Source organism: Novosphingobium sp., from assembly GCF_027486195.1.
Classification (GTDB): Bacteria; Pseudomonadota; Alphaproteobacteria; order Sphingomonadales; family Sphingomonadaceae; genus Novosphingobium.
In genome coordinates, this window is sequence record NZ_JAIXPP010000099.1 from 1 (window position 1) to 25,235 (window position 25,235).

Here is a 25,235-nt window from a genome sequence, read left to right on the forward strand (position 1 = left end):
ATGCAGGAAGCCGCCAAGCGCTGGCGCGCGGATGGCAAGCCCGGCCATGTCATCAACATCGTCGCCAATGTCGAGCGCGGCATGCCGCAGGCCGCGCACACCTGCGCCGCGCGCGCGGGGGTGATCTACCTTTCGAAGACGGTCGCCACCGAGTGGGCACCCCACAATATCCGTGTCAACTGCATCGGCCCCGGCGTGATCGAGACCGAGGGTTTCCGCATGTATCCGGAAGAAGCGCTCGCCCGCTTCCACAAGGCCAACCCCTTGAAGATGCGCGGCAATGCCTGGGATGTGGCAGAGGCGATCGCCTATCTCGCCAGCCCTGCCGGGCGCTTCATCAACGGTGATCTCATGATCATCGATGGCGGGCAGGCGCAATGGGGCGTGATCTGGCCGGCCGGAATGCCGGACTATTTCTCGGAAGACGGCGCGGCCTGAACCGCGCGGGCAAGACAGGAGAGCGAATATGAGCCGGCTTGAAGGCAAGGTGGCACTGGTCACCGGCGGCGGATCGGGATTGGGCGCGGCTGACTGCGAGGCGCTCGCCGCCGAGGGCGCAAAGGTCGTCGTCACCGACGTGAACCTCGCCGCCGCGCAGGCTGTTGCGGATCGCATCGGCGATAATGCCATGGCGCTGGCGCTCGATGTTGCCGACGAAGCGCAGTGGATTGCCGCCTATGCCGCAACCGAAGAGCGCTTCGGCGGGCTGCATGTGCTGGTCAACAATGCCGGCGTCGTGCTCAATGCCGATGTCGAGGACACCAGCCTCGACAAGTTCCGCTGGGTCAACGCGATCATGATCGACGGCGTGTTCCTTGGCATGAAGCACGCGATTCCCTTGATGAACAAGAGCGGCGGCGGCTCGATCATCAACATGTCATCGGTCGGCGCGCTGCTCGGCTATCCGATCTTCTTCGCCTATTCCGCTGCGAAGGGCGCGGTCCGTTCGATGAGCAAGTCGGTCGCGGTGATGGCGCAGGTCAAGGGCTACAAGATCCGCTGCAACTCCATCCACCCCGGCGCGATCGAGACGCCGATGGTCCAGCAAGCCGAGGGTCGCCCGGGCGAGGCGAAGGACATCCCCGATGGCGTGCTGCCACATGGCTCGCCCGGCCACCCCAAGGATGTCGCTGCGCTCGTGGTATTCCTCGCAAGCGACGAAAGCCGCTACATCACTGGCGCCGAACTGGTGATCGACAACGGGCTGACGATCCGGCCATTCTGAGGGCTGCGCATGCTGCTCTGGATTCCCGCCTTCGCGGGAATGACGAGGGGTGAGGCAGGAATGACGAAACCCTGAAACTCGTCACCCTCGCGCAGGCGGGGGTCCAGAGCCGCAAAAACCAACGTGGCCCTCAAGCCCCCATCATCCTATCCAGCTCGGCATGGAAGTGCCGCAGCCGCCCTTCCTGCTCGCTCCACAGCGGCCCCTTGAACCCGCGCGAACGCGCGCCCTTCTGCACCACCGGCAGCAAGTCGCTGTCCTGATCGAGCACTTCGCCAAGGCAGGGCGGCTCGCCCAGCTTGGTGTGGATCACATCTGGGCGGGTGCGGCCCGAAAGATCGACATCCTCGCCCATCCCCATCCACGCCGGGGCTGAGTAGCCGGGCGCATCGACATGGCGGTAGAGGATGATCGTGTCGTAGGTGAACTGGTTCGGATCGGTGGGATGCGGCAGGAAGCGGTGGAGGAACACCGCTTCAGGATGGCAGCCGATCTGCACGTTCGGAAACACCGAGTAGACCACGGAGTCCGAAAGCTGGCTGTCGCTGAACCGCTCGTAGCGCAGCCCCAGCTCGTCGGACCGCTTGCGCTTGGCTTGCTGCACGGCGGTGCGGGTCTCGCGCGCGGAGCCTTCGTAGCTTTCGGGGTCGATGCCTGCATCGCGCAGCATCATCTGGATGCCGGGATTGACGCTTTCCTGATCGGGGAAGCGCGGACTCGGCTGCGCAAAGGGTACGAACTGGCGGCTGAGCCCGCCCGGCCACAAATCGATCTGGGTGCGATCATCCATCAGGCACTGCGTCTGCGGATGGACGGCGTGGAGGTGATAGATCTCGGCGAAAGCATCCACCCCGCCCTTCCAGTTCGATCCCCAGTCCGACCGGCGATGCTGCACCACGTACATCTGGTCGATCTCGTAGAGCTCGAGCTGCGGCAGGATCGGCCCCAGAAACTCGGCGAGCGGCTTGATCTCCGGGTCCATCGACACGAACACGAAGCCCGCAGCTACTTCGCAGCGCACCGACGAGAGATCCGTGCCGTGGCACAGCACTTCCGGCCGGAAGGTCTCTTCATCGGTGATCGCGGTGCACTTGCCGTCAAGCGCGAACTGCCACGAGTGGAACGGGCAGGTGAACTGGCCGACGGAACCGAGATCGGCGCTGACGAGCTGGCTGCCCCGGTGCGGGCACACGTTGTAGTGCGCGCGGACCGTACCATCATCATCGCGCACCACGATGAAGCTCTCCGGCCCCACATCGAACTTCATGAAGTCGCCCGGCTCGGGAATGTCAGAGAGCGGACCGGCCAGCAGCCAGCTTTTCGCGAACACCTTGTCCCATTCCTCTGCGGCGTAGGCGGGGCTCACATAGCGGTCCGGCGCCGGGCGGGCGGTGCCGTTATCGATCCGCGGTGCTCGCGCATCGAAGGGAAAGCGCTTGCCGGTGTGAATATCCCAGAGGTCCAAGGCGTTCATTGTCGTTCCCGATCATGATTGCGGGCCGCCGCCGGGTTTCCCCACACGACGGCCCGCAGGCTTTTCAGTCTTGCCGCATGTTCCCTGCTCAGGGACCGCGGAACTTCACGCCGACTTCGACGCCGAAGTAGCGCGGCGCGCCGAAGTTGGAATTGAGCCACAGGCCCGCCACGTTCTGCGAGGCGATCCGGTAGCGCTCGTCCGTCAGGTTCCGGCCGATGGCCTTGACGTAGTACTTGTCGTCGATCTGCGAGAGCGTGAGCGAGGCGTTCACCAGCGTACGCGCGTTAAGGAAGGTGTTGCCGTCGATATCGGTGATCGACTGTGTGTTGAGGTTCTTCGCCGTATAGGCCGCCGAAGCGTTGGCGATGATCTTGTAGTTCGAACCGAGCGGCACTTCATAGGCACCGTCGATCGTCCACTGCCATTCCGGCGCGCGGTCCAGCGGTGCGTCGGCGAGGTTGTAGCCAGCGCCGGCGGCGGTGTACTGGTTGTACTTGCCGTTCTGGTAGCCGAGCACGCCGCGCAGGGTGAAGCCCTTGAACAGGCGTGCGGTCGCTTCCGCCTCGATGCCCTTGACCGTGGCGCTCGCCGCGTTGACGAACAGCGTGACCTGGTTCGGGTTGCCATTGACCACGATCGGCACGTTGAGCTGCTTCTGCAGATCCTTGTACTTCACGTAGAAGCCGGTGAGGTTGAAGCGCAGGCGGTGATCCCACAGCTCGGTCTTGATGCCAGCTTCGAACGAATCCGCCGTTTCCGGGCGCGTGGCGCGCGCCGCTTCACGGAAGGCGTCGAGGTCGGTCGCGAAGGCCGCGAAGCCGCCGATCTGGTCGTTGAACCCGCCGCTCTTGAAGCCGCGCGAGTAGTTCGCATAGGCGTAGATATCCGGCGTTGCCTGATAGCCAAGCGTGATGCGCCAGGTCGGCTTGTTCGACTTGTTGTTCACCGTCACCACATTGGCCGGGAACTTGAACACGCTCGCATCCAGCGCCTCGTTGATCTTGATCGTGGGATCGAAACCACCGCCAAGCTGCGGGATGAACGCCTGGTTGCGGCCATACCAGGTCTTGTTTTCCCAAGTATAGCGCACGCCGCCGGTCAGCGAGAGTTCGGGCGTGATCTTGTAGGTGCCCTCGGCGAAGACCGCCTTGGAATTGGAGCGCTGCGCGTTGCACAGGATGTAGGGCGTGTCGTTCCAGTTGCCGAAGGGCAGCGGCCCTGCCGTCAGATCGAGGAAGCCGAGGATCTGCGCAACGCAGAAATCCACCGTCTCACGCTGGTAGAACCCGCCGATCACCGCATCGAATGCAGTGCCGGTGTTGGTGGCAAAGCGCAGTTCCTGCTGGAAGGTCTTGCGATTGTCGTCACGCGTCGCATCGAAGAACGACAGCGGCGTGCCATCCTTTCCGATCGGCGCAGCGCCGGCATAGGAGTTCGGAATGCGCGAAAGCTGGCGGCGCCAGCCGGTAACCGAAGTCAGCTTGCCGAAATCGAGATCGTAGTCGGCATTCAGATAGAAGCCGTCCACGGAAATCCGCTGGCCGTTCTTCATCTTGATCAGGCCGTCCTGGCGATATGTCACCGCCGCATTGTCGAGCGGATCGCTGCTGGCGGGGTTCTGGCGGATCGTACCAAGCGCGTCGGTGGCGAAGCCGCCCGTACCCTTGTACAGGTAGTTCTCGTTGACCGAGGGTACCGTCTGCGAACGGTCGCGCAGCCATTCATACTGCGCGAGGATGTGCAGGCGGCTGGTCGGCTCCCACAGCAGCTTGCCGCGCAGGTTGACCACATCCTTGCCGCCGGCGGACTTGCCATCGAGGCAGCCCGTCTGGCCGAAGAAATTGCTCGTCGGCAGACCGCCGACCGGGCCGTAGCAGGCGCCGTTCTTGTAATAGCCGTCCGACTTCTCGGCGCCGGCCACGATGCGCAGCGCCATGTTGTCGAAGATCGGCACGTTGGCAGCGAGTTGCAGACGCTTCGAGCCGAACGAACCGATCTCGACGCGGCCGTCGACGCCAACGACACCGAGCTCGGGACGCTTGGTGCGCACCGTCACCGCGCCGCCGGTGGTGTTCTTGCCGAACAGCGTGCCCTGCGGACCGCGCAGGACTTCCACTTGCGCAATGTCGAACGTGTCGAGCAGCTGGGTCTGCACCGAAGGCACCACGAAGTCGTCCACGAGCACCGCGACCGGCGGCTCGAAGTAAACGATGATCGAGGTCTGGCCGACACCGCGCATCGCGAACGAGGCGGCATTGAAGTTGGTGATCGTGTTCGCCGAGAAGTTCGGCACGAAGGCGGCGAGATCACCGATATCGCGTGGGCTCGACTGGCGGATCAGGTTGGCATCGACCGCAGAGACCGCGACCGGGGTGCGCTGCAGGTTCGAGCTGCGCCGCGTTGCCGTCACCACGATTTCGCCCAGTCGATCGCTTGCCATGTCATCGGCGCTGGACTGCGCCTGGCCTGCTTGCGGCTGCGCCGCCTGAGCCTCATCATTTGCCAGAGCCGGCGTTGCCAGCATCGCTGCAGCCATTGCGCCAAATGCCGCCGACCAGCGAAGGTCCCTCAGTGCCATCCCCATCTCCTCATGCCCCGCATTCGTGTGCGGTGTGGGCTCAAGGATAGACTCCGGGGCGTATTTTGCAAGCAGACATGTATGTTTTTTTAAAGAGGCGGGATGCCCTTCGGGAGCACCTGCGCGATTTGCCCCGCACCTCGCGAATGCCCCCGCGTCCAGCGCAGCAAACGGCGCATCTGCGCCGACCCGCCGCGCCCAGACTGCAATCCACGGATCAGATATGCACGCGGCGGCAGCCTCCAAACATTCATGATTGTTTTCAGGCCAAGGCCCGGTATCATGATCACAAAGCAGGGCCGCGCGAAGCGGTCTGCGGGAGAGAAAGCACAGCTGCATGCCTGATCTTGAGGCGAGCCCAGGGGCCGATCTGGAAAAGCGCATCGCGCGGCTGGAAGCCGAATCGCAGATCCGCCAACTCGTCGCGCGCTACAGCTTCGATATCGATGATCGCCGCACCGATTCGGTACGCGCGCTGTTTGCCGATGATGCCGTGCTGCGCTCGCACGACGGGGTGATGTACGCGGCCGGGCCCGATGCGATCATGGCGCAGTTCGATGGCCGCTTCGCGGTGCTCGGCCCCGGCCACCACGTGATGCACGATATCCAGATCGATTTCGTGGACGACGAGACCGCCACCGGCCGCGTCGCCGGCCATGCCGAATTGATGCGTCATGGCCGGATGATGGTCGCCGCGATCCGCTACGATGATCGCTACCGCAAGACGCCCGCAGGCTGGAAGTTTGCCGAGCGCGTGATCGGCTTTCTCTACTACGTGCCGGTGGAAGCCTACCCCGGCATCCTCGCCCGGCCTGATCGCAACCACGCCTATGCCGAGCCGAAGCTGGCCGACTACCCCGAGCGGCTGCCCAGCTGGATTTCCTATGAACAGGCCCGCAAGGCCTGAACCCCGAAGGACCCCCAATGGCCTTTTCCTTCCTTTCCCGCTTCCGCATCCGCGCCGACAAGGAAGCCGAATTCATCGCGCTCGCCAAAGAGATGGAAGCGCTCGCGCCCGGTGAGCCCGGCACCCTCTCCTATCAGTTCTATCGGCTTGCGGAGCCGGGCATGTTCGCGGTCTACGAACGCTTCACGGATGAGGAAGCGGACAAGGCCCACGGGGCGTACCCCCACAACCAACCGCTGATCGAGCGGATGATCGCCTGCATGGACGGCTCCTACACGCGCGAACTGCTCTACGATCTCGAACCCGTTGCCCAAGGCTGACTGACACCATGACTGCAAAAAGCTTCATCGCGCAGCTGCGCACCAAGCCGGAAAAACGGGATGAGCTGATCGCGCTCCAGACCGAGCTCAAGAAGCTGGTGTTCGAGCACGAACCGGGCGCGCTGGTCTACGAACTGTTCCAATCAGAAGAAGACCCGGACCTGTTCCAGTGTGTCGCCACCTTCCGCGACGATGCGGCGTTCGAGACGCACATGCACATCGATTTCCACGACCGGCTGGTGCCGCCCGTCCTCGCCTGCCTCGCCGAAGACATGAAGCTTTCGTTCTACCGTTCGCTCGATTGAGATTGGGGTCTCACACCATGCTGTTCAAATCCAGCCGCGTCGCGGTCCTTTCCGGCCTCACCGCGCTGGCACTCGCCGCCGGCCTCAACGCGGCCACGCCCCAACGGATCAAGTCGACCGAAGACATGAATTCCCGTGCCGGCCCCTCGATCAATCCCGAAACCGCACCGGGCCGCCCGATCTTCGAACGGGCCTGCGCGATGTGCCATCTCGGCGGCGTGCCCAAGGCGCCCTCGCCCGGCTTCCTCGCGATGCTTGCGCCCGATGCGATCGTCACCGCAATGACCAGCGGCGTTATGCGCCAGCAGGCCGCGAGCCTCACCCCGGCGGAAAAGATCCAGGTCGCCGAGTATCTTACCCGCACGCCCTACGCCTCCTACCAGCGCCCCGCCCCGCCGCCGCGCTGCAAGGGCGCCGCCGCCAGGTTCGACATGACGGACGTGCCGGCCGATATCGGCTGGGGGCATGACAACCGCCGCTTCATCCCCGCCGGGATCGCCGGCCTTGCCAAGGCCGATGTGCCCAAGCTGAAACTCAAGTGGGCATTTGCCTATCCGGCCGCGACCCACATCCGCTCGCAGCCCACGATAAGTTGGGGAACGCTCTTCGTCGGCAGCCAGGACGGCACCGTCTATGCCTTCGATCCGGACACCGGCTGCACCAAATGGACCACGCGGCTCAGCGCCGAAGTGCGCACCGCGATCGTGGCCGAAGCTTCGACCAAGCGGCTCTATTTCGGCGACCTCCTCGGCAAGGTCCACGCGCTCGATGCCATGACCGGCAAGGAGCTCTGGGCCAGCAAGATGAGCGATCATGCCGATGCCACGATCACCGGCACGCCCACCTTGGGCGGCGGGCTGCTCTATGTGCCGGTATCTTCGCTTGAGGTCGTGCAGGCGGGCAACCCGGCCTATCCGTGCTGCACCTTCCGCGGCTCGGTCGTTGCGGTCGATCCGGAAACAGGCGCTGAAAAATGGCGCGCCTACACCGCCGGGCAGCCGGTGCCGCAGGGCAAGACCGTCGACGGCACGCAGATCCTCGGCCCCTCCGGCGCACCCGTGTGGAACAGCCCGACCTATGACGCCGCGACGAACCGCGTCTACTTCGGCTCGGGCGAGAACTATTCCACCCCCGCCGACGATGGCTCCGATGCGATCTTCGCGGTCGATGCCCGCACCGGCGCGCGCGTCTGGCACACCCAGCTCACCCTCGGCGACGCCTGGAACGTCGGCTGCATGATGGGCCTCGGCTCATGCCCCAAGGAAGGCGGGCCTGACTATGATGTCGCCGCCTCGCCGCTTCTCATCGATACCGGTACCGGCGCGAAGATGCTCGTCATCGGCCAGAAGTCCGGCCAAGCCTGGGGCCTCGATCCCGATAGCGGCAAGGTCAAGTGGATGACCCGGCTTGGCCACGGCGGCACGCAGGGCGGCGTCCACTTCGGCATGTCGGCAGAGGGCAACCGCGTATTCGTCCCCATCAACGACATGGCCGATACCGGCGACGCGCGCCTCTACGATCCCGCGATCCGCGGCGCAGGGCTCCACGCGCTCGATGCCGCTACCGGCAACGTGATCTGGCAGGCCCGCGCACCCGACAATTGCAACGGCCGCAAGTTCTGCGATCCGGGCATTTCGGCCGCCGTCACCAGCATCCCCGGCGTCGTCTTCGGCGGCCACCTCGATGGCATGCTGCGCGCCTATGATGCCGATTCGGGCGCGATCCTGTGGCAATACGACACCACCCAGCCCATGCCCGCGATCGGCGGCCAGACCGCCAAAGGCGGCTCTATGAGCGGCCCCGGTGCTGCCGTGTGGAAAGGCAAGGTCTTCGTGAACTCTGGCTACGGCATGTACAGCCACGCCCCCGGCAACGCGCTGATGGTGTTCGAAGCCGCGAAGTAAGCGGCAGACGCAAAAAGGGGGCTGGCGGCACACACCGCCAGCCCCCTTTTTTGTGCGTAGCTTAAGGCTTCTTCACCTCGAACTCGATATGCAGCGCCTTCAAACTGCGCAGCAGGAAGTGCGGGTGGACCGAAAAGTCGTTCGCCCCGTCAGCGAAATGCATATCCTCGAACCGGTCGACCACCGCCTGAAAGCCCCACGCGAGCTCCCGCCGGGCCAGTGGCGCGCCGAGGCAATGGTGCGTGCCAGAGCCAAAGCCCATGTGCGCGCCCGCCTTGGGCCGGTCGAGATCGAGTTTCTCGGGGCATTCGAACACCCGCTCATCCCGGTTGGCGGCGGCAAAACGCACGTTCACCAGCGCGCCCTTGGGGATTACCGTGCCCTCCAGCTCGGTGTCCTTCGCGCAGAACCGCATCAGGCTCTGCACCGGCGATTCCAGCCGGACCACTTCTTCCACGAAGGTCTTCATATAGCGCTCGGGATCGGACTTCAGCTTGTGCCAGACGTCCTTGTTCTCGATCAGCAGCTTCATCCCCGCCGCCAGCGCATTGGTCGTCGTCTCGCTGCCGCCGACGAAGGTATCCGCCATCATCTCGGCATGCAGCTCGTTGTCGCTCAGCGGCCGCCCCCAGCCCTCGATCACGGTGTTGACCAGCACGCTGATCAGCGAGTCATCAGGCTTGTCGCGCAGCCGCTCGAAGATCGGCTGGAAATAATGCTGCGCCTCGATCTCGCGGTCGACCATCTCGATCTCGTCTTCTTCGGGCAGCATCATCGAGATGCGCTTGAAGAACGCGTCGGTCCAGCGCTTGATCTTCCACATGTCCTCGCGGCGTGCGCCCATCTGCTCGCCGATGATATAGAGCGGCAGCGGCACGCAGAACTGGCTGACCCATTCGCAGCGCCCATCCGCCACGAAGCCATCGATCAGCTCGTAGGCCAGCGTTTCCACCAGCGGATCGATTTCCTTGATCCGGCTCGGCTTGAACGCCTCGTTGAACATGGCACGCATCTGCTTGTGGTTGGGATCATCGCGCCCGCTCAAGGTCGGCTCGGGCAGCCAGCCGCGCTCCTTGAAGCGCTCGACCACCTTCTTCTGCCGTTCGACATTGGCAGAGAGCGTCTGCAACCCGATGCTCTTGGGGCTGCTCGGAAACGTCTCGGAATCGAGCAGCACCCGCCGCACGTCCTCATAGCGCGTCACCACATACATGTTGGTGCCCGGCTGGCGATAGGCCGGGGCCTGATCCCTGAGCGTGCGATAGGCGTCATAGGGGCATTGCTGCACCGCCGGGTCGAACAGGTTGATCCCCAGCTCGTCCGCACCATCACTCATCGCACAACCACCCGTTCCTCGCCCCAGGGCGCAACCGGTCCTTCGCGGCGGAACGCATCGGGCAGTTCTTCCACCATGTGCAGCGTTGCCGCGAGCCGCCCGAAACCGACGAAAAACGCGCAAGTCATGCCGAGTTCGACAATCTCCGACTCGCTGAAATGCTTGCGCAGATCGGCATACATCGCCTCATCGATGCGCAGATGGTCGGTCGCCATCGCCTCGCCAAAACGGATCGCCGCCTTCTCCGCCGGGGTCAGGTTCTCCGCTTCCTGCGGCCGCTCCAGCGAGCAGACGAGGTCCTCCGTCACCCCATCTTCCAGCGCATCGGTATAGCGGATCGCCATACAGCTGCGGCACTGGTTGAAGAACGCCACCCGCAGCCGCACCAGCTCCACCAGCTTTTCCGGCAGCTGGCGATGGACTTTCAGCGCTCCGGCAAACTGCATCATGCCCAGCACCTGATCGGGACAATGGGCGAGGAAACGGATCATCCCCTGCTCGATCTCGGTGCGGTCTTCCGGCTTCATCGCCGCGCGCAGGCGCGGATCCCAATCCTCGGGGGCAATCTTGGCGACGCGGGTCATGGTGCAGTCCCTTCCGTCCAGCGCTGCCATCTGGTGATCATGGCAAAAGTGAGCATGGCAGACCACGCATTGGTCATGCACCATCCCCCCAACAACAACTGGCGATTTGAATAGAGCCAGGGGAGAGAGGCCATGCGCCACGTCAATCACGACCTCAGCCCGGTGGGCTGCCCGCACGCGCTGGCAGATGTGGATCTGTTTGCCCCCGGCGCGGCCGAGCACTGGTACGAGGCTTATGCCATCCTCCATGCCGAAGCCCCGGTGCTGCGCCTCCCCGGCGAAGGGATGACGCCCGACCGCGACGCCTTCATCCTCTCCAAGTACGAGGATATCGCCCGCGTTGTGCGCGATTGGGATCGCTATCCGCCCACGCTGTCACTCCTCCTCGAAGCGCGCAAGGCCGATCCCGCCTCGGTCCGCGCGATGCCCGATATCGATGCCATGGTGAAATCCATCGCATCGCTGCGCCCCAATCCCGAACTGTGGCGTGCCCACCGCCAGCAGTTAACCGATCCGTGGGTCGGCCCCGGCGCAAAGCGGCACGAGGCGATGATCACCGGCCATGTCGATGCCCTGATCGACGCATGGATAAGCGGCGAGCAATTTGATTTCGTCGCCGATTTCGCCCGCCCCCTGCCCCAGCGCACAATGGCCAGCGTGCTCGGCTTCCCGCTGGAGGATGTGAAGGACCTCGAGATCTGGGGCAATGCGCAAGTCATGTCCTATGTCCACGGCTGCGGACACAACAACGTGCTCACCCCCGAGCAGAGCGCCGAGAAGTTCCGCCTGCTCGCCGGTTTCTCCGACTACGTCCGCGATCACGTCCGCCGCCGCCGCGCCGATCCGGGCGAGGACATGATCAGCTACCTCACGCAGGTCCACTACGAGGCCTTGGACCGCAAGCTCACCGACGACGAGATCGACGGCATCGTCTACGCCATGGTCATCGGCGGACTGGAGACCACGCAGTACGCGCTTGTCGAGCAGGCCCAACTCCTGATCGAGCGCCCTGACCTCTTCGCAAAACTCAAGGCCGACCGCGGACTTATCCGCCCCTTCACCGAGGAAGGCATGCGCCTGCGCTCCCCCACGCAGGGCCTCTCCACCCGCATCACTTCGCAGGACGAGGTCTTCCAGGGTGTCGAGGTTCCGGCCGGCTCAACGCTCCACCTGCGCTGGGGCGCAGCCAACATCGATCCCGACGAATTCGACGACCCGCTCGACCTCAAGCTCGACCGCGCCGCCGTCACCCGCCACCTCGCGTTCTCCGCCGGCCCGCGCGTCTGCCCCGGCACCGGCCTCTCGCGGCTCGAGCAGACAATCGCCTGGAACCGCCTGTGCGACCGACTGGCAGCGCTCGACTACGCCCCCGGCAACACTTTCCTGCACCAGCCGGGCATCATGCTCGGCACGCTTGCGCTTCACTGCACTTTCCAAAGGGAGCCTGTCCAATGACCACCCTTCTCGCGCACATCAAGATCAAGCCCGGCTCGGAAGCCCAATGGGAAGAGATCATGGCCGACATGATCCACCAGACGTGGAGCACCGAAACCGGCGTGAAGCGCTACGAATACTGGAAGGGCGAGGCGCCGAACCTCTACTATTGCCTGCTCTCGTTCGACGACAAGGTGGCCTTCTATCGCCACCAGATGTCCCCGCACCATGAAGGCCACGATTTCGCCGCCGTGCTGGAAGACATCCGCCTCGAATATGTCGATCCGGTCAAGGGCTCCGGCGGCGGCCTCCCCGCCACGATCGATGCGCCGCTCCCCGCCGATGCCGACGCCGACCTCAAGACGGCGCAGGAACGCTTCCCGATCACCATTCCAGCATGGTGGAGCGGCCGCGCATGAGCGCTGCGACGTCGCTGGACGAGCTCCTCGCCAAGGATGCCATCGCCGACGTCCTCGCACGCTATTCGCGCACGCTAGACTGGCTCGATGATGAGGGGCAGGCGAGTTGCTTCTGGCCCGACGCCGCCATCGACTACGGCTTCTTCAAGGGCAGCGCCGCCGATTTCCTCCCCGTCGTCATGGCCATCGAACGCCGCAGCGCGCGGCGCTGGCACTTCCTCAATACCCCGGCGATCCGCTTCACCAGCGCCGCCCACGCCGAAGTCGAAACCTACGGCCTCACCGCCGGGGCACGGCAGGGCGAAGACGGCACTTACGCCGGCACACTCTACGGCGGGCGCTATCTCGATGCCTTTGAAAAGCGCGGCAGCGAATGGCGGATATCACGCCGCGATTACGTGCTCGATTGGTCGCACCCGATCCCCGATCAACCGGTGTTCGATCCAAACGCGGCCTTCCCGCTGCCGATCCTCGAAGTGCTGCAAGGCGGCCATCCGCAGTACCGGGCGCTGTAAAGCCCAAGGCCCACCCTTCGTCATTGCGAGGAGCGCAGCGACGAAGCAATCCAGAGCGGTGATGCGCTTCCGCTCTGGATTGCTTCGCTACGCTCGCAATGACGAAAGGATGGATTGAGAAGCCACCCCCTTTGATCCGCATCAATGTCCGCCCCCTCTCGGGCAGGCATAAACCCTCCACACCAAGCCAAGTGGAGGACCTGACCCATGTTCCAGAGCAATGTCGGCGATGTCGACCAAGTGATCCGTCTGCTGCTCGCCGCCATGATCATCGTGTTCAGCCTGATCCTCGGCCACCCCCTGATCGCGCTTGTGGCCATCGTGCCGATCGTGACCGCCTTTGCCGGCGTTTGCCCGCTCTACAGCGCGCTCGGCCTGCACACCTGATCGCCACACACTTGCTCCGGGCGCTGGCAAACGGCATAGCGCCCGGACCATGCATGACATCCGCCTGATCCGCGAGAACCCCGCCGGGTTCGACACCGCCCTCGCCCGCCGCGGCGTTGCCCCGCAGTCGGCAGCGATCCTCGCGCTCGATACCGCCCGGCGCGATGTCGCCACGCGGATGCAGGAAGCGCAGGCCCGCCGCAACGAGGCCTCGAAGGCCATCGGCGCCGCCATGGGCAAGGGCGACAAGGACGCGGCGGAAGCGCTCAAGGCCGAAGTCGCCGAACTCAAGACCGCGCTCCCCGCGCTGGAAGAAGACGAGCGCCGCCTCACCGCCGAGCTCAACGCCGCGCTTGCAGCCCACCCCAATCTCCCCGCCGCCGATGTTCCGGAAGGTGAGGATGAAGCCGGCAACGTCGAAGTCAGCCGCTGGGGCACGGCGCGCAGCTTCGAGTTTCAGCCGAAGGAACACGCCGATCTCGGCCCGCCGCTCGGCCTCGATTTCGAAACCGGCGCCCTCATTGCAGGCGCACGCTTCACCTTCCTGCGCGGCCAGATGGCCCGCCTCCACCGCGCGCTGGCGCAGTTCATGCTTGATCGCCAGACGGCTGAGAACGGCTATACCGAATGCAACCCGCCGCTCATGGTGAAGGACGAAGCCGCGTTCGGAACCGGCCAGCTTCCCAAGTTTTCCGAGGACTTGTTCAAGACGACCGATGGCCGCTGGCTGATCCCCACCGCCGAAGTCAGCCTCACCAACTCTGTCCTCGGCCAGATCCTCGCCGATAGCGCCCTCCCCTTGCGCCTCACCGCGCTCACCCCTTGCTTCCGCTCCGAAGCAGGCGCGGCGGGGCGTGATACGCGCGGGTTCATCCGCCAGCACCAGTTCGAAAAGGTCGAGCTCGTCTCTATCGCGCGGCCCGAGGATTCGGACGCCGAGCACGAACGCATGACCGAAGCCGCAGAATCGATCCTGCAGGCGCTCGAGCTCCCCTACCGCAAGATGCTGCTCTGCGCGGGCGACATGGGCTTCACCGCGCAGCGGACCTACGATCTCGAAGTCTGGCTGCCCGGGCAGGGGGCGTTCCGGGAAATCAGCTCCTGTTCCAACTGCGGCGATTTCCAGGCCCGCCGCATGAACGCGCGCTACCGGCCCGAGGGCGCGAAGGGGACCGAGTTCGTCCACACGCTCAATGGTTCCGGCCTCGCCGTCGGTCGCACGCTCGTCGCGGTGCTGGAAAACTACCAGCAGGGCGATGGCACGGTCGAGGTGCCCGAGGTGCTCAAGCCCTACATGGGCGGCGTGACCCGCCTCGTCCCGCTCGGCTGATGGCGCGGCTCCGGCTGGTTGCGGCGGCACTGCTGCTTCTGGCAGCAAGCCCTTCCGCACAAGCCCAGCCCGAAAACCTGCTCGATAGCGCGGGGCCCTACACCGTCCGGGCGGGTGACAGCTTCAGCGTGATTGCGCAGCGCATGGGCGTCAGCATAGAAGCGCTCGCCGCCGCCAACCATCTGCGCGCGCCCTATATCCTGCGCGTCGGGCAAGTGCTCAAGCGGCCCGCTACGGATAGCACGCCCCGGCGCGCCAACCCGCCCTCCGCCCCGGCCCGCAAACCCGCACCGCCGCCTGCCAGCCGCGAGGCCGGCGCTCCGCGCCTCGCCTGGCCCACCTCCGGCGCGGTCACCGCGAAATTCGGCGCCCCGGTCAAGGGCCTGCCCAACAACGGCATCGATCTTGCCGCCTTCGCCGGGATGACCGTCCACGCCGCCGCCGCCGGCAGGGTTGTCTTCGCCGGGACCGAGCCCGAGCGCTTCGGCCAGCTGATCCTGATCGACCACGGCGGCAGCTGGGTCACTGCCTATGCCTACCTCGGGCAGGTCCGCGTCAAGGAAGGCCAGACGGTCAAGGCCCGCCAGATCATCGCCCGCATCGGCAAGAGCGGCGAGGCCAAGCGCCCTGGCCTTCACTTCGAACTGCGCAAGGGCACGTCCCCGCGCAACCCGGCGCTGTATCTTCCGATCAGGCTTTGAACAGAAAGAACACGAGGCCCATCAGCAGGTAGCTGGCGATCCAGAACGCCGCGCCCCGGACCACTTTTCCCGCCGAAGCCCCGGCCCGCGCCTCGCCAATCGCCAGTGCGGGCGCCACGAAAGCGAGCGCCAGCCCGCCCGACATCATGAAGTAAAGCCAAGGCTTCACCGCCAATGTCGCCGCGCCGACGCGGGCGAACATGTGCCCCATCATGGAGGCCGTCAGCAGCAGCAGCGCGCCCGCCAGCACCACCTGCGCTGGCCGCCGCGCCGCCGGGCCGTGCCAGATGAGCCCGAACACCAGCGCGGCCAGTGCCGCCGCAACCACCGCCACCCAGTTTACCGGACCCATTGCATTCTCCTTGGCTGCAGCGCCGCGTCCTACACCCTTCGACAAGTTCAGGGTGAGCGGGAAATGGGGAAAGTGCGCGGACCCGTGACGCGCCGCCAAATATCGCGTAAGCGCCCCCGCCATGGCCACCACACCCATCATCCTTCCGGACGCCCCCAAAGTCGGCATGGTCAGCCTCGGCTGCCCCAAGGCGCTCGTCGACAGCGAACGCATCCTCACCCGCCTGCGCGCCGATGGCTATGCCATGAGCGCGGACTATGCCGGGGCAGATGTCGTCCTCGTCAACACTTGCGGGTTCCTCGACAGCGCCAAGGAAGAAAGCCTCGCCGCGATCGGCGAAGCCATCGCCGAGAACGGCCGCGTGATCGTGACCGGGTGCATGGGCAACGAAGCCGAAGCGATCCGCGCCCGCTTCCCCAGCGTCCTCGCCGTGACGGGCGCGCACCAGTATGAAGCCGTCGTCGAAGCCGTCCACGAAGCCGCGCCGCCCTCGATGGGGCCGTATGTCGACCTGATCCCGCAGGCCGATCCGGGCGACGTCAAGCTCACCCCGCGCCACTACAGCTATCTGAAAATTTCCGAGGGCTGCAACCACGCCTGCGCCTTCTGCATCATCCCGAGCCTGCGCGGCAAACTCGCCAGCCGCCGCATCGATGCCGTGCTGCGCGAGGCCGAGAAGCTCGTCGCCGCCGGGACCCGCGAACTGCTCGTCATCAGCCAGGACACTTCGGCCTACGGCGTCGATGTCCGCCACGAAACGCGCCAGTGGAAGGGCCGCGAGGTCCGCACCCACATGACCGACCTCGCCCGCGAACTCGGCCAGCTGCGCACGCCGGACGGCCACACACCGTGGGTGCGGCTGCACTATGTCTACCCCTACCCCCACGTCGATGCCGTCATCCCGCTGATGGCGGAGGGGCTGCTGACGCCCTACCTCGACATCCCGTTCCAGCACGCCAGCCCCAGCGTGCTCAAGCGCATGAAGCGCCCCGCCAACGAGGCCAAGGTGCTCGAACGCCTGAAAGCATGGCGCGCGATCTGCCCGGACATCACCATCCGCTCCAGCTTCGTCGTCGGCTTCCCCGGGGAGACCGAGGCGGACTTCCAGTACCTGCTCGACTGGCTGGATGAAGCCCAGCTCGACCGCGTCGGCGCCTTCCGCTTCGAACCCGTGGCCGGCGCCGCCGCCAACGACCTGCCCGATCCGGTGCCGGAGGAGGTCAAGGAAGAACGCTACGCCCGGATCATGGCGAAAACCGAAGCGATCAGCGCCGCCAAGCTCGCCGCCAAAGTGGGCCGCACCGTCCGCGTGATCATCGACGAAGTTGGCGACCCCGACGAAGACGGCGACGTGGGCGCCACCGCGCGCAGCCAAGCCGACGCCCCCGAAATCGACGGCGCGGTTTACCTGCGCAACGTGCCCGAGGGCCTGAAGGCCGGCGACTTCGCCGAAGTGCTGGTGGAAGACGCCGACGCGCACGACCTGTTCGGCGTGATTTTGCCCGCAAGTTGACACGGTTGACACAGTCCTGAGTGAAAACTCGGGAGGCCTCGGCAGACCCGCCCCTCTGCGCCGGAACGTGCGGGAATCGTTGGACAAGCGAGGCATTGGCATGACCATCCGAGGACCATGCCGCAGGTGCCTACCTGTAGGACAGCGGTTTATATCTGACGCGCGTGTCTGTTATTCGTTCCCCGGTCAGTCCCCGATCCCGTCCGCAAGGGTGTGGAGCATCGCGAAGAATGCGGTGTGGTCCGCCGGCGTGAAGGGCCCCATGCGCAGGGCATTGCACAGCCAGTAGCCATCCAGCGCGGTGCGGACCGCGAGGGCCAGTGCATAGTCCGGGTGGGCGCGGTGCTGGGCTAGGCGCTGCTGCATCATGCCGCCGAAGGGCGAAAGCAGCTCAGGCTCGTTCGCCGCTGCGGAAAGCAGCGCGGCAGCCATGCCTTCGACCTTGGGATCGGGCGTTTCGGCCAGACGTATCCAACCGTGGATCTGCGCCTTGAGACCGGGGCCGGCGATCCGCTCGACCACCACAGAATCCGCCTCGAACACCGCCAGCAGCCGATCCAGCATCGCCTCGATCAGGTGCCGCTTGGTGGGAAAATGGTGAAGCACTCCGCCCTTGCTCACCCCGGCGCGCGCAGCAACCGCATCCATGGTGAGGTGCGCCGCCCCGGTATCGAGCACTAGCGCCTCCGCCGCATCGAGCACAGCTTCGCGCCGCGCGCCGGGGCCTTTCCGCATGGGGCTATCTGCCATGATCGTTCCTTGCCTAAGCGCGCACCATAACCACGAGTGCGGCGGGATCAACGCCGGTGGGAAAAAGCTGGCCGATTCCCTATACCGTCTATATAGACGGTTTTAGAGATTATCTGGACTGATTCGGTACCCGCCTCATCCGCTCCCGCTCGAAAGGTCCGCCATGCGCCTTCGGATCGAACCGTTTCTTTATGCGATTGCCGCCAGTGCCGCGGCGGTGCTGCTCGGCCAATGGCTGGGGCACGATCCTCTGCAGCGCGCACTCTACATGGTGCGGTTCACCGCGCGCGTCGGCGTGCCGCTGGTGCTGCTGATCTACACCGCCTCCTCGCTCCACCGCCTGTGGCCCGGGATCTGGACGACATGGCTCAGCCGCAATCGCCGCTCGCTCGGCCTCAGCTTCGCGCTGACGCACACGGTGCATCTGGTCGCCGTATTCAACTATATCGCCCAACCCGGCAGCCCACCGCAGCCTGCTGCCGGGATCGTGGGCTATGTCTTCATCTATCTGATGGCCTTCTCATCGAACCCCGGTTCGATGAAGCAAATGGGCCAATGGTGGCACCGCCTGCACACGGCGGGCGTGCAGATCGTGTTCCTCTACTACCTTGCCGGCTACGCCTCGATGCTGGCTGAACCCGAACTGCGCTCGCTGGGCCTGACAGTGGTGCCGCTGCTACTCGCGGCGCTGGGGGTGCGGATCGCGGCATGGCGGGCGCGGCGGGTGGCTGGCGGAGTGGCTTGAACGCGGGCTGGCAGCATGCTGCTCGCAACCTCGCGTGATCCGCATAAGGCCGAGAACAAAGGACGCTGGCGCAATGTGTAGGGCTCTGGCCCTTGCCCGCCGGAGGCTCCACTTTCAGGACCTGCAAACCGAACAGAGCGCCTGCCGGGAGCGGAGCGGGTTTCGTCAACCGTGTGACGTGAAGACTTTGTTGGGCGTCGTGCCGGCTACGCGTCCACCGCTCGACAGTTCCGACCAGTTCTGGACGTAGGCGCGCAGGTCGCGGAAGCTGAAGGTTGCGCCGGCGCCTTTGCACACCTCGACGATGCGATCATAGACGATCGTGAAGCGGATCACTTCCGATACGCAGAACACCATTGTTGCGAGGTGTTCCTTGAGGTGCAGATCGTTGCCGCCCGCGAAGGCGGCGAGGGTCGTCACCGATTGGACGATGTCCTTTTTCGCGCGCGGTTTCTTGGCGGTGTCGGTGCCCCCATCGGTAAAAATGCCCAAGCTGTTGCTGCCGACATAGCTGCACCCGAAGCGAAGCTCGTTGGCGCCGTTGTTCTCGTCCTTGAAGTAGAAGGTTCCGTTGCCGTTGCGGAACCCCTTGCAATAGAGCCCTGATTCCTTGACCAGCATCGTGATCTGCGCCGCGCCAGTGGCGACGACATTGATATCGACCATTGCGGTGGAGGCCACGCGTTGCACCCGGTGGCCGCCGGGCACCGTGCTGGCATCGGTCACGAGCAGCGCAAGCGCCTTCATGTCTTGCGGGTAGGTATCGAGACGAAGGTCTGGCATGGCGAACGAGCTCCCGCTTGGCACAAACAGCGAGCGCTCCGTGGAGCCGGAGCCGCTGGATGACCGCTGATGTTGCGCGAACCCGTTAGTAATGTGTGGCTTGATTATCAGCCCCGGCGCGGGCTGTCATGGCAAAAACAGGCTGCGGAATGGCGGACAAGCTGCGGCGCGCGGGCGGGAATGCGGGGCGGTTAGCGTGGGGATGGTGCTGACAGGGTGACGGGATGCAAGGGCGATGGCCCTTGCCCGCCGGAGGTTGAATTACCCCTCCGTCAGCGCTTCGCGCTGCCACCTCCCCATTTGTGCTTCGCAAAAATGGGGAGGATCAATGGCTCAGCGCGGGAGTTCGGTCACGCCCATCAGGGCTTCGTCCACGGCGCGGGCGCATTGGCGGCCTTCGCGGATGGCCCAGACGACGAGGCTCTGGCCGCGGCGCATATCACCGCAGGTGAAGATGCGTTCGTGGCTGGTGTGGTAGTCGGCGGTGTTGGCCTTCACGTTGCCGCGCGCATCGAGTTCGACGCCGGACTGTTCGAGCAGGCCCTGCTTGCGCGGGCCGGTGAAGCCCATGGCGAGGAAGATGAGATCGGCGGGGATGACGAAGGTGCTATCGGGCACTTCTTCCATCTTGCCGTTCTTCCACTCGACGCGGACGCATTCGAGGCCGGACACGTCGTTTTCACCCAGCACGCGCTTGGTGAGGACGGCGAATTCGCGCTCGACGCCTTCTTCGTGGCTGGAGGAGGTGCGCAGCTTGAGAGGCCAGTTGGGCCAGGTGAGCGCCTTGTCTTCCTTTTCGGGCGGGCGCGGCATGATTTCGAGCTGGGTGACCGAGAGCGCGCCCTGGCGGTTGGAGGTGCCGACGCAGTCTGACCCCGTGTCACCGCCGCCGATGACGACGACGTGCTTGCCGGTGGCGACGAGCGAGCCGCGCGGGGCGGCGCGGATTTCATCGTCTCCGGCGACGCGCTTGTTCTGCTGGGTGAGGAATTCCATGGCGTAGCGCACGCCGGGGAGTTCGAAGCCGGGGATGCCGATGGGGCGCGGATCTTCGGCGCCGCCAGCAAGGACGACCTTGTCGAAGTTTTCGAGCAGGCTGGCGACCGAGACGGTGACGCCGACTTCGACCGAGGTGCGGAATTCGACGCCTTCGGCCATCATCTGCACGAGGCGGCGATTGATGAGGTGCTTTTCGAGCTTGAAATCGGGGATGCCGTAGCGGAGCAGGCCGCCGACGCGGTCCGACTTTTCGAACACGGTGACCGAGTGCCCGGCGCGCGCGAGCTGCTGCGCGCAGGCGAGGCCAGCGGGGCCGGAGCCGACGACGGCGACGGACTTGCCGGTCTTCTGCGCGGGAACCTGCGGTTCGACCCAGCCTTCCTTCCAGCCCTTGTCGACGATGGCGCATTCGATCGACTTGATGGTGACGGGCTGGTCAACGAGGTTGAGCGTGCACGCTGCTTCGCACGGGGCGGGGCAGATGCGGCCGGTGAATTCGGGGAAGTTGTTGGTCGAGTGGAGATTGTCGAGCGCGGTGCGCCAGTCGTTCTCGTAGACGAGGTGGTTCCAGTCCGGGATCTGGTTGTTCACCGGGCAGCCGTTGTGACAGTACGGAATGCCGCAATTCATGCAGCGCGCCGCCTGGCCCTTAAGCGTGCTGTCGTCATGCGGGATGACGAACTCGCGGTAGTGCTTCAGACGCTCCTGCGGTGCGTCGTAGGAACGATCCTTGCGATCGATTTCGAGGAAGCCGGTTGCCTTGCCCATGTTCTTGATACCCTAGGATTATTCTGCGGCTACGCTGGCGGCTGCGGCGCGCTCGGCTTCGAGCTGGCGCAGCGCGCGGGCATAATCGCGCGGCATGACCTTGACGAAGTGCGGCAGCGCCTCCGCCCAGTTATCGAGCAGCGCGCGGGCGTGCTTGCTGCCGGTGTGGAGGTGATGGCGCTCGACGAGGATGCGCAGGCGCTCTGCGTCGTGGCGGAGCATATCGCCCATGCCGAAATCGGTCACGTCCACGCCGCGCTGCTGGGGCCTGCCGGTGCCTTCATCCTCGTCGCGCTCGGCCGAGACGGGGGTAAGATCGACCATAGCCGGATTGCACAGCGGGGCGAAACGGCCTTCCGGATCATAGACATAGGCGACACCGCCCGACATGCCCGCGGCGAAATTGCGCCCCGTGTTGCCGAGCACGACGACCACGCCGCCAGTCATGTATTCGCAGCCGTGATCGCCGGTGCCTTCGACCACCGCGACGGCGCCCGAATTGCGCACGGCGAAGCGTTCGCCCGCGACGCCGTTGAAATAGGCCTCACCCGCGATGGCGCCGTAGAGCACAGTGTTGCCGACGATGATGTTCTCGTTCGCGGCGCGGTCCACATGCGAAGGCGGGCGGACGATGACGCGGCCGCCGGAGAGGCCCTTGCCGACATAGTCGTTGGCATCGCCGGTGAGATCGAGCGTGACGCCGTGGGCGAGGAACGCGCCGAACGACTGGCCCGCAACGCCGGAGAGCGTGACGTGGATCGTGCCAGAGGGGAGGCCGCGGTGGCCGTGGCGCTTGGCCACTTCGCCCGAGAGCATGGCGCCGACGGTGCGGTTGACGTTGCGCACCTTGCTTTCGATGCGCACTGCCTCGCCGCGTTCCAGCGCGGGCTCTGCAGCGGCGATCAGCACGTTGTCGAGCGCAGCGTCGAGACCGTGGTCCTGCGTGCCGCTCCAGCCGAGCGTGGTGCCGGCTGCGGGTTCGACGCGGTGGAGGAGGCGCGACAGATCGATGCCGCGCGCCTTCCAGTGCGTGATCGCGGCGCGGGTATCGAGGCAATCGACGCGGCCGACCATTTCACCGACGGTGCGGAAGCCGAGCTCAGCCATGATGGCGCGCAGCTCTTCCGCGACGAAGAAGAAGTAGTTGATCACATGCTCGGGCTGGCCGGTGAAGCGCGCGCGCAGCACCGGATCCTGCGTGGCGACGCCGACCGGGCAGGTGTTGAGGTGGCACTTGCGCATCATGATGCAGCCCGCCGCGATGAGCGGGGCGGTGGCAAAGCCGAACTCGTCCGCGCCGAGGAGCGCGGCGACCGCAACGTCGCGCCCGGTGCGCAACCCGCCATCGGCCTGCACCGCGATGCGGCTGCGCAGGTTGTTGAGCAGCAGCGTCTGCTGGGTTTCGGCGAGACCGATTTCCCACGGGCTCCCTGCGTGGGTGAGCGAGGTGAGCGGCGAGGCGCCGGTGCCGCCTTCGTAGCCCGAGATCGTGACGTGGTCCGCCTTGCACTTCGAAACGCCCGCCGCGACCGTGCCGACGCCAACTTCGGAGACGAGCTTGACCGAGACGCGCGCCTTGCCGTTCACGTTCTTGAGGTCGTGGATCAGCTGGGCCAGATCCTCGATCGAATAGATATCGTGGTGCGGCGGCGGCGAGATCAGGCCGACACCGGGCGTTGAGTGGCGGGTCTTGCCGATCACCTTGTCGACCTTGTCACCCGGCAGCTGGCCGCCTTCGCCGGGCTTGGCGCCCTGGGCCATCTTGATCTGGATGTCGTCGGCATTGACGAGGTATTCGGTGGTGACGCCGAAGCGGCCCGAGGCGACCTGCTTGATCGCCGAGCGCATCGAATCGCCGTTGGGCAGCGGCACGAACCGATCCGGCTCCTCGCCGCCTTCGCCGGTGTTGGACTTGCCGCCAATGCGGTTCATCGCGACGGCGAGCGTGGTGTGCGCCTCACGGCTGATCGAGCCGAACGACATCGCGCCGGTGGCGAAGCGCTTCACGATGTCGCTGGCGGATTCGACCTCGTCGAGCGGCACGGGATCGTTCGCGGGCTTGAAATCGAGCAGGCCGCGAATGGTGAGCATGCGCGCGGACTGATCGTTGATCGACTGCGCGAAGTCGCGATACTTTTCGGGCACATTGCCGCGCACCGCGTGCTGGAGGGCGGCGACGTTTTCCGCCGTCCACGCGTGTTCCTCGCCGCGCAGGCGCAGCTGGTACATGCCGCCAACATCGAGCATCTTGCGGTAGACCGGGCTGTCACCATAGGCGACCGCGTGGCGGCGCACCGTCTCTTCGGCGATTTCGGTGAGGCCGACGCCTTCGATCATCGTGGCGGTGCCGGTGAAGTACTTGTCGATGAAGGCTGAGCTGAGGCCGACCGCATCGAAGATCTGCGCGCCGCAATAGGACTGGTAGGTCGAGATGCCCATCTTGGACATGACCTTGAGGATGCCCTTGTCGATGGCCTTGATGTAGTTCTTTTCGACCTCGTAAGCCGAGAGCGGCAGTTCGCGGGAAACGCGGATCGATTCCAGCGTCTCGAACGCGAGATAGGGGTTGATCGCTTCCGCGCCATAACCCGCGAGGACGCAGAAGTGGTGCACTTCGCGCGCTTCACCGGTTTCCACGACGAGGCCGGTCTGCATGCGCAGGCCCTGGCGGACGAGGTGGTGGTGGACGGCGGCAGTGGCCAGCAGCGCGGGCATCGCGATGCGGCCCGCATCCTGCGCGCGGTCGGACAGGATCAGGATGTTCTTGTCCGCCAGCACCGCTTCGGTGGCGGCCCAGCACATTTCCTTGATCGCCATTTCGAGACCGGCAGCGCCGCTGGCGGCGTCCCAGGTCGTGTCGATTGTTTCGGTGCGGAAGGCACCGTCGAGTGCGGCTTCGACCGAGCGGATCTTGGCGATATCGGCGTTGGTGAGGATCGGCTGATCGACTTCCAGACGCTTGTGCGTGCCGGCATCGTGGCCGAGCAGGTTCGGGCGCGGGCCGATCATCGAGACGAGGCTCATGACCAGTTCCTCGCGGATCGGATCGATCGGCGGGTTGGTGACCTGCGCAAAGTTCTGCTTGAAGTAATCGAACAGCAGGCGCGAACGGTCCGAGAGGACGGCGATGGGCGTATCGGTGCCCATCGAGCCCAGCGGATCATCGCCGGTCGTCGCCATCGGTTCGAGGAACCGGGAAATGTCTTCCTGCGTGTAGCCGAACGCCTGCTGGCGGTCCAACAAGGACGAAGTCGGCTCGGGCAGTTCGCCTTCCTCGGGCTCGACCACGGCGAGCTCCTTGAGCTTGTACTGCGCGGCGGCAAGCCACTCCTCGTAGGGTTCGTCGCTGGCGAGGCGGGCCTTGATTTCCTCGTCCTCGATGATGCGGCCTTCTTCGAGGTCGATCAGCAGCATGCGGCCGGGCTGGAGCCGCCACTTGCGCACGATGTCTTCCTCACGGAACGGCAGCACACCGCTTTCGGACGCCATGCAGACGAGATCGTCACGCGTGATCGAAAAACGCGCGGGGCGCAGACCGTTGCGATCAAGCGTGGCGCCGATCTGGCGGCCATCGGTGAAGGCGACCGCGGCGGGGCCGTCCCACGGCTCCATCAGTGCGGCATGGTATTCATAGAAGGCGCGGCGCTTGGCATCCATCAGCGGATTGCCGGCCCAGGCCTCCGGTATCAGCATCATCACCGCGTGGGCGAGGCTGTAGCCGCCCGCGAGCAGCAGCTCGAGCGCGTTGTCGAGGCTGGCGGTGTCTGACTGGCCGTGCGGAATGAGCGGCCACATCTTGTCGAGATCGGGGCCGAGCAGCTCCGATTCCATGGTGCGGCGGCGCGCGTTCATCCAGTTGACGTTGCCGCGCACGGTGTTGATCTCGCCGTTGTGGGCGATGAA

General features: G+C 65.3%; 23 protein-coding genes. 14 read left to right on the forward strand and 9 right to left on the reverse strand.

The window, feature by feature from the left end; genetic code table 11:
* Together Q0071_RS17685 and Q0071_RS17690 are read left to right on the forward strand one after the other, a co-directional pair.
* Positions 1-438, forward strand: a 438-nt coding sequence (locus tag Q0071_RS17685; protein ID WP_298172628.1) for an SDR family oxidoreductase, incomplete at its 5' end; no start/stop codon positions are given.
* A 28-nt stretch (positions 439-466) separates the two neighbouring features.
* Complete coding sequence (locus tag Q0071_RS17690; RefSeq protein ID WP_298172631.1) at positions 467-1,225, forward strand: glucose 1-dehydrogenase; 759 nt, start codon at positions 467-469, stop codon at positions 1,223-1,225.
* Positions 1,226-1,355: 130 nt separating this feature from the next.
* Here the strand turns inward: Q0071_RS17690 and Q0071_RS17695 are convergent, their stop codons facing one another.
* Both Q0071_RS17695 and Q0071_RS17700 read right to left on the reverse strand, forming a co-directional pair.
* Positions 1,356-2,699, reverse strand: a complete 1,344-nt coding sequence (locus Q0071_RS17695; RefSeq protein ID WP_298172634.1) for an aromatic ring-hydroxylating dioxygenase subunit alpha — start codon at positions 2,697-2,699, stop codon at positions 1,356-1,358.
* An 88-nt stretch (positions 2,700-2,787) separates the two neighbouring features.
* Entirely contained in the window at positions 2,788-5,280 is a 2,493-nt protein-coding gene (locus tag Q0071_RS17700) for a TonB-dependent receptor (protein ID WP_298172639.1), read from the reverse strand.
* Positions 5,281-5,617: 337 nt separating this feature from the next.
* Between Q0071_RS17700 and Q0071_RS17705 the strand changes: the two genes are divergently transcribed.
* Genes Q0071_RS17705 through Q0071_RS17720 form a run of 4 tightly spaced genes read left to right on the forward strand, consistent with a single transcriptional unit; the run spans position 5,618 to position 8,716 of the window.
* Entirely contained in the window at positions 5,618-6,187 is a 570-nt protein-coding gene (locus Q0071_RS17705; RefSeq protein WP_298172642.1) for a nuclear transport factor 2 family protein, read from the forward strand.
* Positions 6,188-6,204: 17 nt separating this feature from the next.
* Positions 6,205-6,507, forward strand: a complete 303-nt coding sequence (locus tag Q0071_RS17710; protein WP_298172645.1) for an antibiotic biosynthesis monooxygenase — start codon at positions 6,205-6,207, stop codon at positions 6,505-6,507.
* Positions 6,508-6,515: 8 nt separating this feature from the next.
* On the forward strand, positions 6,516-6,812 hold the full coding sequence (locus Q0071_RS17715; RefSeq protein WP_298172648.1) for an antibiotic biosynthesis monooxygenase: 297 nt from the start codon (positions 6,516-6,518) through the stop codon (positions 6,810-6,812).
* A gap of 17 nt (positions 6,813-6,829) precedes the next feature.
* On the forward strand, positions 6,830-8,716 hold the full coding sequence (locus Q0071_RS17720; RefSeq protein ID WP_298172651.1) for a PQQ-binding-like beta-propeller repeat protein: 1,887 nt from the start codon (positions 6,830-6,832) through the stop codon (positions 8,714-8,716).
* Between the two features lie 61 nt (positions 8,717-8,777).
* On the opposite strand, the gene Q0071_RS17725 is transcribed toward Q0071_RS17720, so the two are convergent.
* Positions 8,778-10,052 carry a cytochrome P450 gene (locus tag Q0071_RS17725; protein ID WP_298172654.1) on the reverse strand — a complete coding sequence of 425 codons (1,275 nt, stop codon included), beginning with the start codon at positions 10,050-10,052 and terminating at the stop codon, positions 8,778-8,780.
* The gene (locus Q0071_RS17730) at positions 10,049-10,636 is read right to left on the reverse strand and encodes a carboxymuconolactone decarboxylase family protein (protein ID WP_298172659.1); all 588 of its coding nucleotides are present in this window, start codon (positions 10,634-10,636) and stop codon (positions 10,049-10,051) included. The genes Q0071_RS17725 and Q0071_RS17730 overlap by 4 nt, the downstream gene beginning before the upstream one ends.
* Positions 10,637-10,768: 132 nt before the next feature.
* On the opposite strand from Q0071_RS17730, the gene Q0071_RS17735 reads away from it, so the two are divergent.
* The 6 genes from Q0071_RS17735 (at position 10,769) to Q0071_RS17760 (ending at position 15,422) form a co-directional block, all read left to right on the forward strand.
* The gene (locus tag Q0071_RS17735) at positions 10,769-12,091 is read left to right on the forward strand and encodes a cytochrome P450 (protein ID WP_298172663.1); all 1,323 of its coding nucleotides are present in this window, start codon (positions 10,769-10,771) and stop codon (positions 12,089-12,091) included.
* Positions 12,088-12,489 carry an antibiotic biosynthesis monooxygenase family protein gene (locus Q0071_RS17740; RefSeq protein WP_298172666.1) on the forward strand — a complete coding sequence of 134 codons (402 nt, stop codon included), beginning with the start codon at positions 12,088-12,090 and terminating at the stop codon, positions 12,487-12,489. The genes Q0071_RS17735 and Q0071_RS17740 overlap by 4 nt, the downstream gene beginning before the upstream one ends.
* Entirely contained in the window at positions 12,486-13,004 is a 519-nt protein-coding gene (locus Q0071_RS17745) for a nuclear transport factor 2 family protein (protein ID WP_298172669.1), read from the forward strand. The genes Q0071_RS17740 and Q0071_RS17745 overlap by 4 nt, the downstream gene beginning before the upstream one ends.
* Positions 13,005-13,211: 207 nt before the next feature.
* Complete coding sequence (locus Q0071_RS17750) at positions 13,212-13,391, forward strand: DUF2892 domain-containing protein (protein ID WP_298172673.1); 180 nt, start codon at positions 13,212-13,214, stop codon at positions 13,389-13,391.
* 49 nt (positions 13,392-13,440) lie between these two features.
* Positions 13,441-14,721, forward strand: coding sequence for a serine--tRNA ligase (gene serS / locus Q0071_RS17755; RefSeq protein WP_298172676.1), 1,281 nt, complete (start codon positions 13,441-13,443; stop codon positions 14,719-14,721).
* Positions 14,721-15,422 (forward strand): M23 family metallopeptidase, encoded by a 702-nt coding sequence (locus tag Q0071_RS17760; protein WP_298172679.1) that lies wholly within the window; start codon positions 14,721-14,723, stop codon positions 15,420-15,422. Before serS ends, Q0071_RS17760 begins: the two co-directional genes overlap by 1 nt.
* Here Q0071_RS17760 and Q0071_RS17765 read toward each other — a convergent pair.
* Positions 15,412-15,774 (reverse strand): DUF1761 domain-containing protein, encoded by a 363-nt coding sequence (locus Q0071_RS17765; RefSeq protein WP_298172682.1) that lies wholly within the window; start codon positions 15,772-15,774, stop codon positions 15,412-15,414. The two genes, Q0071_RS17760 and Q0071_RS17765, sit on opposite strands and share 11 nt — an antisense overlap.
* Before the next feature lie 121 nt (positions 15,775-15,895).
* Here Q0071_RS17765 and rimO point away from each other — a divergent pair, with 121 nt between their 5' ends.
* On the forward strand, positions 15,896-17,287 hold the full coding sequence (gene rimO, locus Q0071_RS17770) for a 30S ribosomal protein S12 methylthiotransferase RimO (protein WP_298172685.1): 1,392 nt from the start codon (positions 15,896-15,898) through the stop codon (positions 17,285-17,287).
* 186 nt (positions 17,288-17,473) lie between these two features.
* Here rimO and Q0071_RS17775 read toward each other — a convergent pair whose 3' ends face one another.
* On the reverse strand, positions 17,474-18,037 hold the full coding sequence (locus Q0071_RS17775) for a TetR/AcrR family transcriptional regulator (RefSeq protein WP_298172688.1): 564 nt from the start codon (positions 18,035-18,037) through the stop codon (positions 17,474-17,476).
* Positions 18,038-18,200: 163 nt separating this feature from the next.
* On the opposite strand from Q0071_RS17775, the gene Q0071_RS17780 reads away from it, so the two are divergent.
* Positions 18,201-18,782, forward strand: a complete 582-nt coding sequence (locus Q0071_RS17780) for a hypothetical protein (RefSeq protein WP_298172691.1) — start codon at positions 18,201-18,203, stop codon at positions 18,780-18,782.
* 165 nt (positions 18,783-18,947) lie between these two features.
* Here Q0071_RS17780 and Q0071_RS17785 read toward each other — a convergent pair whose 3' ends face one another.
* The 3 genes from Q0071_RS17785 to gltB all read right to left on the reverse strand — a co-directional run.
* The gene (locus Q0071_RS17785; protein WP_298172694.1) at positions 18,948-19,565 is read right to left on the reverse strand and encodes a ribosome-inactivating family protein; all 618 of its coding nucleotides are present in this window, start codon (positions 19,563-19,565) and stop codon (positions 18,948-18,950) included.
* A 333-nt stretch (positions 19,566-19,898) separates the two neighbouring features.
* A complete protein-coding gene (locus Q0071_RS17790; RefSeq protein WP_298172697.1) occupies positions 19,899-21,332 on the reverse strand; it encodes a glutamate synthase subunit beta in 1,434 nt (477 codons plus the stop codon).
* Positions 21,333-21,350: 18 nt separating this feature from the next.
* A partial coding sequence (gene gltB, locus Q0071_RS17795; protein ID WP_298172700.1) for a glutamate synthase large subunit occupies positions 21,351-25,235 on the reverse strand: 3,885 nt, incomplete at its 5' end.

Excerpts from the sequence above, each read along its gene's own strand:
- Q0071_RS17690 (WP_298172631.1), top strand. The coding sequence starts at position 467 with ATGAGCCGGCTTGAAGGCAAGGTGGCACTGGTCACCGGCGGCGGATCG.
- Q0071_RS17695 (WP_298172634.1), bottom strand. The coding sequence starts at position 2,699 with ATGAACGCCTTGGACCTCTGGGATATTCACACCGGCAAGCGCTTTCCC.
- Q0071_RS17700 (WP_298172639.1), bottom strand. The coding sequence starts at position 5,280 with ATGGCACTGAGGGACCTTCGCTGGTCGGCGGCATTTGGCGCAATGGCT.
- Q0071_RS17705 (WP_298172642.1), top strand. The coding sequence starts at position 5,618 with ATGCCTGATCTTGAGGCGAGCCCAGGGGCCGATCTGGAAAAGCGCATC.
- Q0071_RS17710 (WP_298172645.1), top strand. The coding sequence starts at position 6,205 with ATGGCCTTTTCCTTCCTTTCCCGCTTCCGCATCCGCGCCGACAAGGAA.
- Q0071_RS17715 (WP_298172648.1), top strand. The coding sequence starts at position 6,516 with ATGACTGCAAAAAGCTTCATCGCGCAGCTGCGCACCAAGCCGGAAAAA.
- Q0071_RS17720 (WP_298172651.1), top strand. The coding sequence starts at position 6,830 with ATGCTGTTCAAATCCAGCCGCGTCGCGGTCCTTTCCGGCCTCACCGCG.
- Q0071_RS17725 (WP_298172654.1), bottom strand. The coding sequence starts at position 10,052 with ATGAGTGATGGTGCGGACGAGCTGGGGATCAACCTGTTCGACCCGGCG.
- Q0071_RS17730 (WP_298172659.1), bottom strand. The coding sequence starts at position 10,636 with ATGACCCGCGTCGCCAAGATTGCCCCCGAGGATTGGGATCCGCGCCTG.
- Q0071_RS17735 (WP_298172663.1), top strand. The coding sequence starts at position 10,769 with ATGCGCCACGTCAATCACGACCTCAGCCCGGTGGGCTGCCCGCACGCG.
- Q0071_RS17740 (WP_298172666.1), top strand. The coding sequence starts at position 12,088 with ATGACCACCCTTCTCGCGCACATCAAGATCAAGCCCGGCTCGGAAGCC.
- Q0071_RS17745 (WP_298172669.1), top strand. The coding sequence starts at position 12,486 with ATGAGCGCTGCGACGTCGCTGGACGAGCTCCTCGCCAAGGATGCCATC.
- Q0071_RS17750 (WP_298172673.1), top strand. The coding sequence starts at position 13,212 with ATGTTCCAGAGCAATGTCGGCGATGTCGACCAAGTGATCCGTCTGCTG.
- serS (WP_298172676.1), top strand. The coding sequence starts at position 13,441 with ATGCATGACATCCGCCTGATCCGCGAGAACCCCGCCGGGTTCGACACC.
- Q0071_RS17760 (WP_298172679.1), top strand. The coding sequence starts at position 14,721 with ATGGCGCGGCTCCGGCTGGTTGCGGCGGCACTGCTGCTTCTGGCAGCA.
- Q0071_RS17765 (WP_298172682.1), bottom strand. The coding sequence starts at position 15,774 with ATGGGTCCGGTAAACTGGGTGGCGGTGGTTGCGGCGGCACTGGCCGCG.
- rimO (WP_298172685.1), top strand. The coding sequence starts at position 15,896 with ATGGCCACCACACCCATCATCCTTCCGGACGCCCCCAAAGTCGGCATG.
- Q0071_RS17775 (WP_298172688.1), bottom strand. The coding sequence starts at position 18,037 with ATGGCAGATAGCCCCATGCGGAAAGGCCCCGGCGCGCGGCGCGAAGCT.
- Q0071_RS17780 (WP_298172691.1), top strand. The coding sequence starts at position 18,201 with ATGCGCCTTCGGATCGAACCGTTTCTTTATGCGATTGCCGCCAGTGCC.
- Q0071_RS17785 (WP_298172694.1), bottom strand. The coding sequence starts at position 19,565 with ATGCCAGACCTTCGTCTCGATACCTACCCGCAAGACATGAAGGCGCTT.
- Q0071_RS17790 (WP_298172697.1), bottom strand. The coding sequence starts at position 21,332 with ATGGGCAAGGCAACCGGCTTCCTCGAAATCGATCGCAAGGATCGTTCC.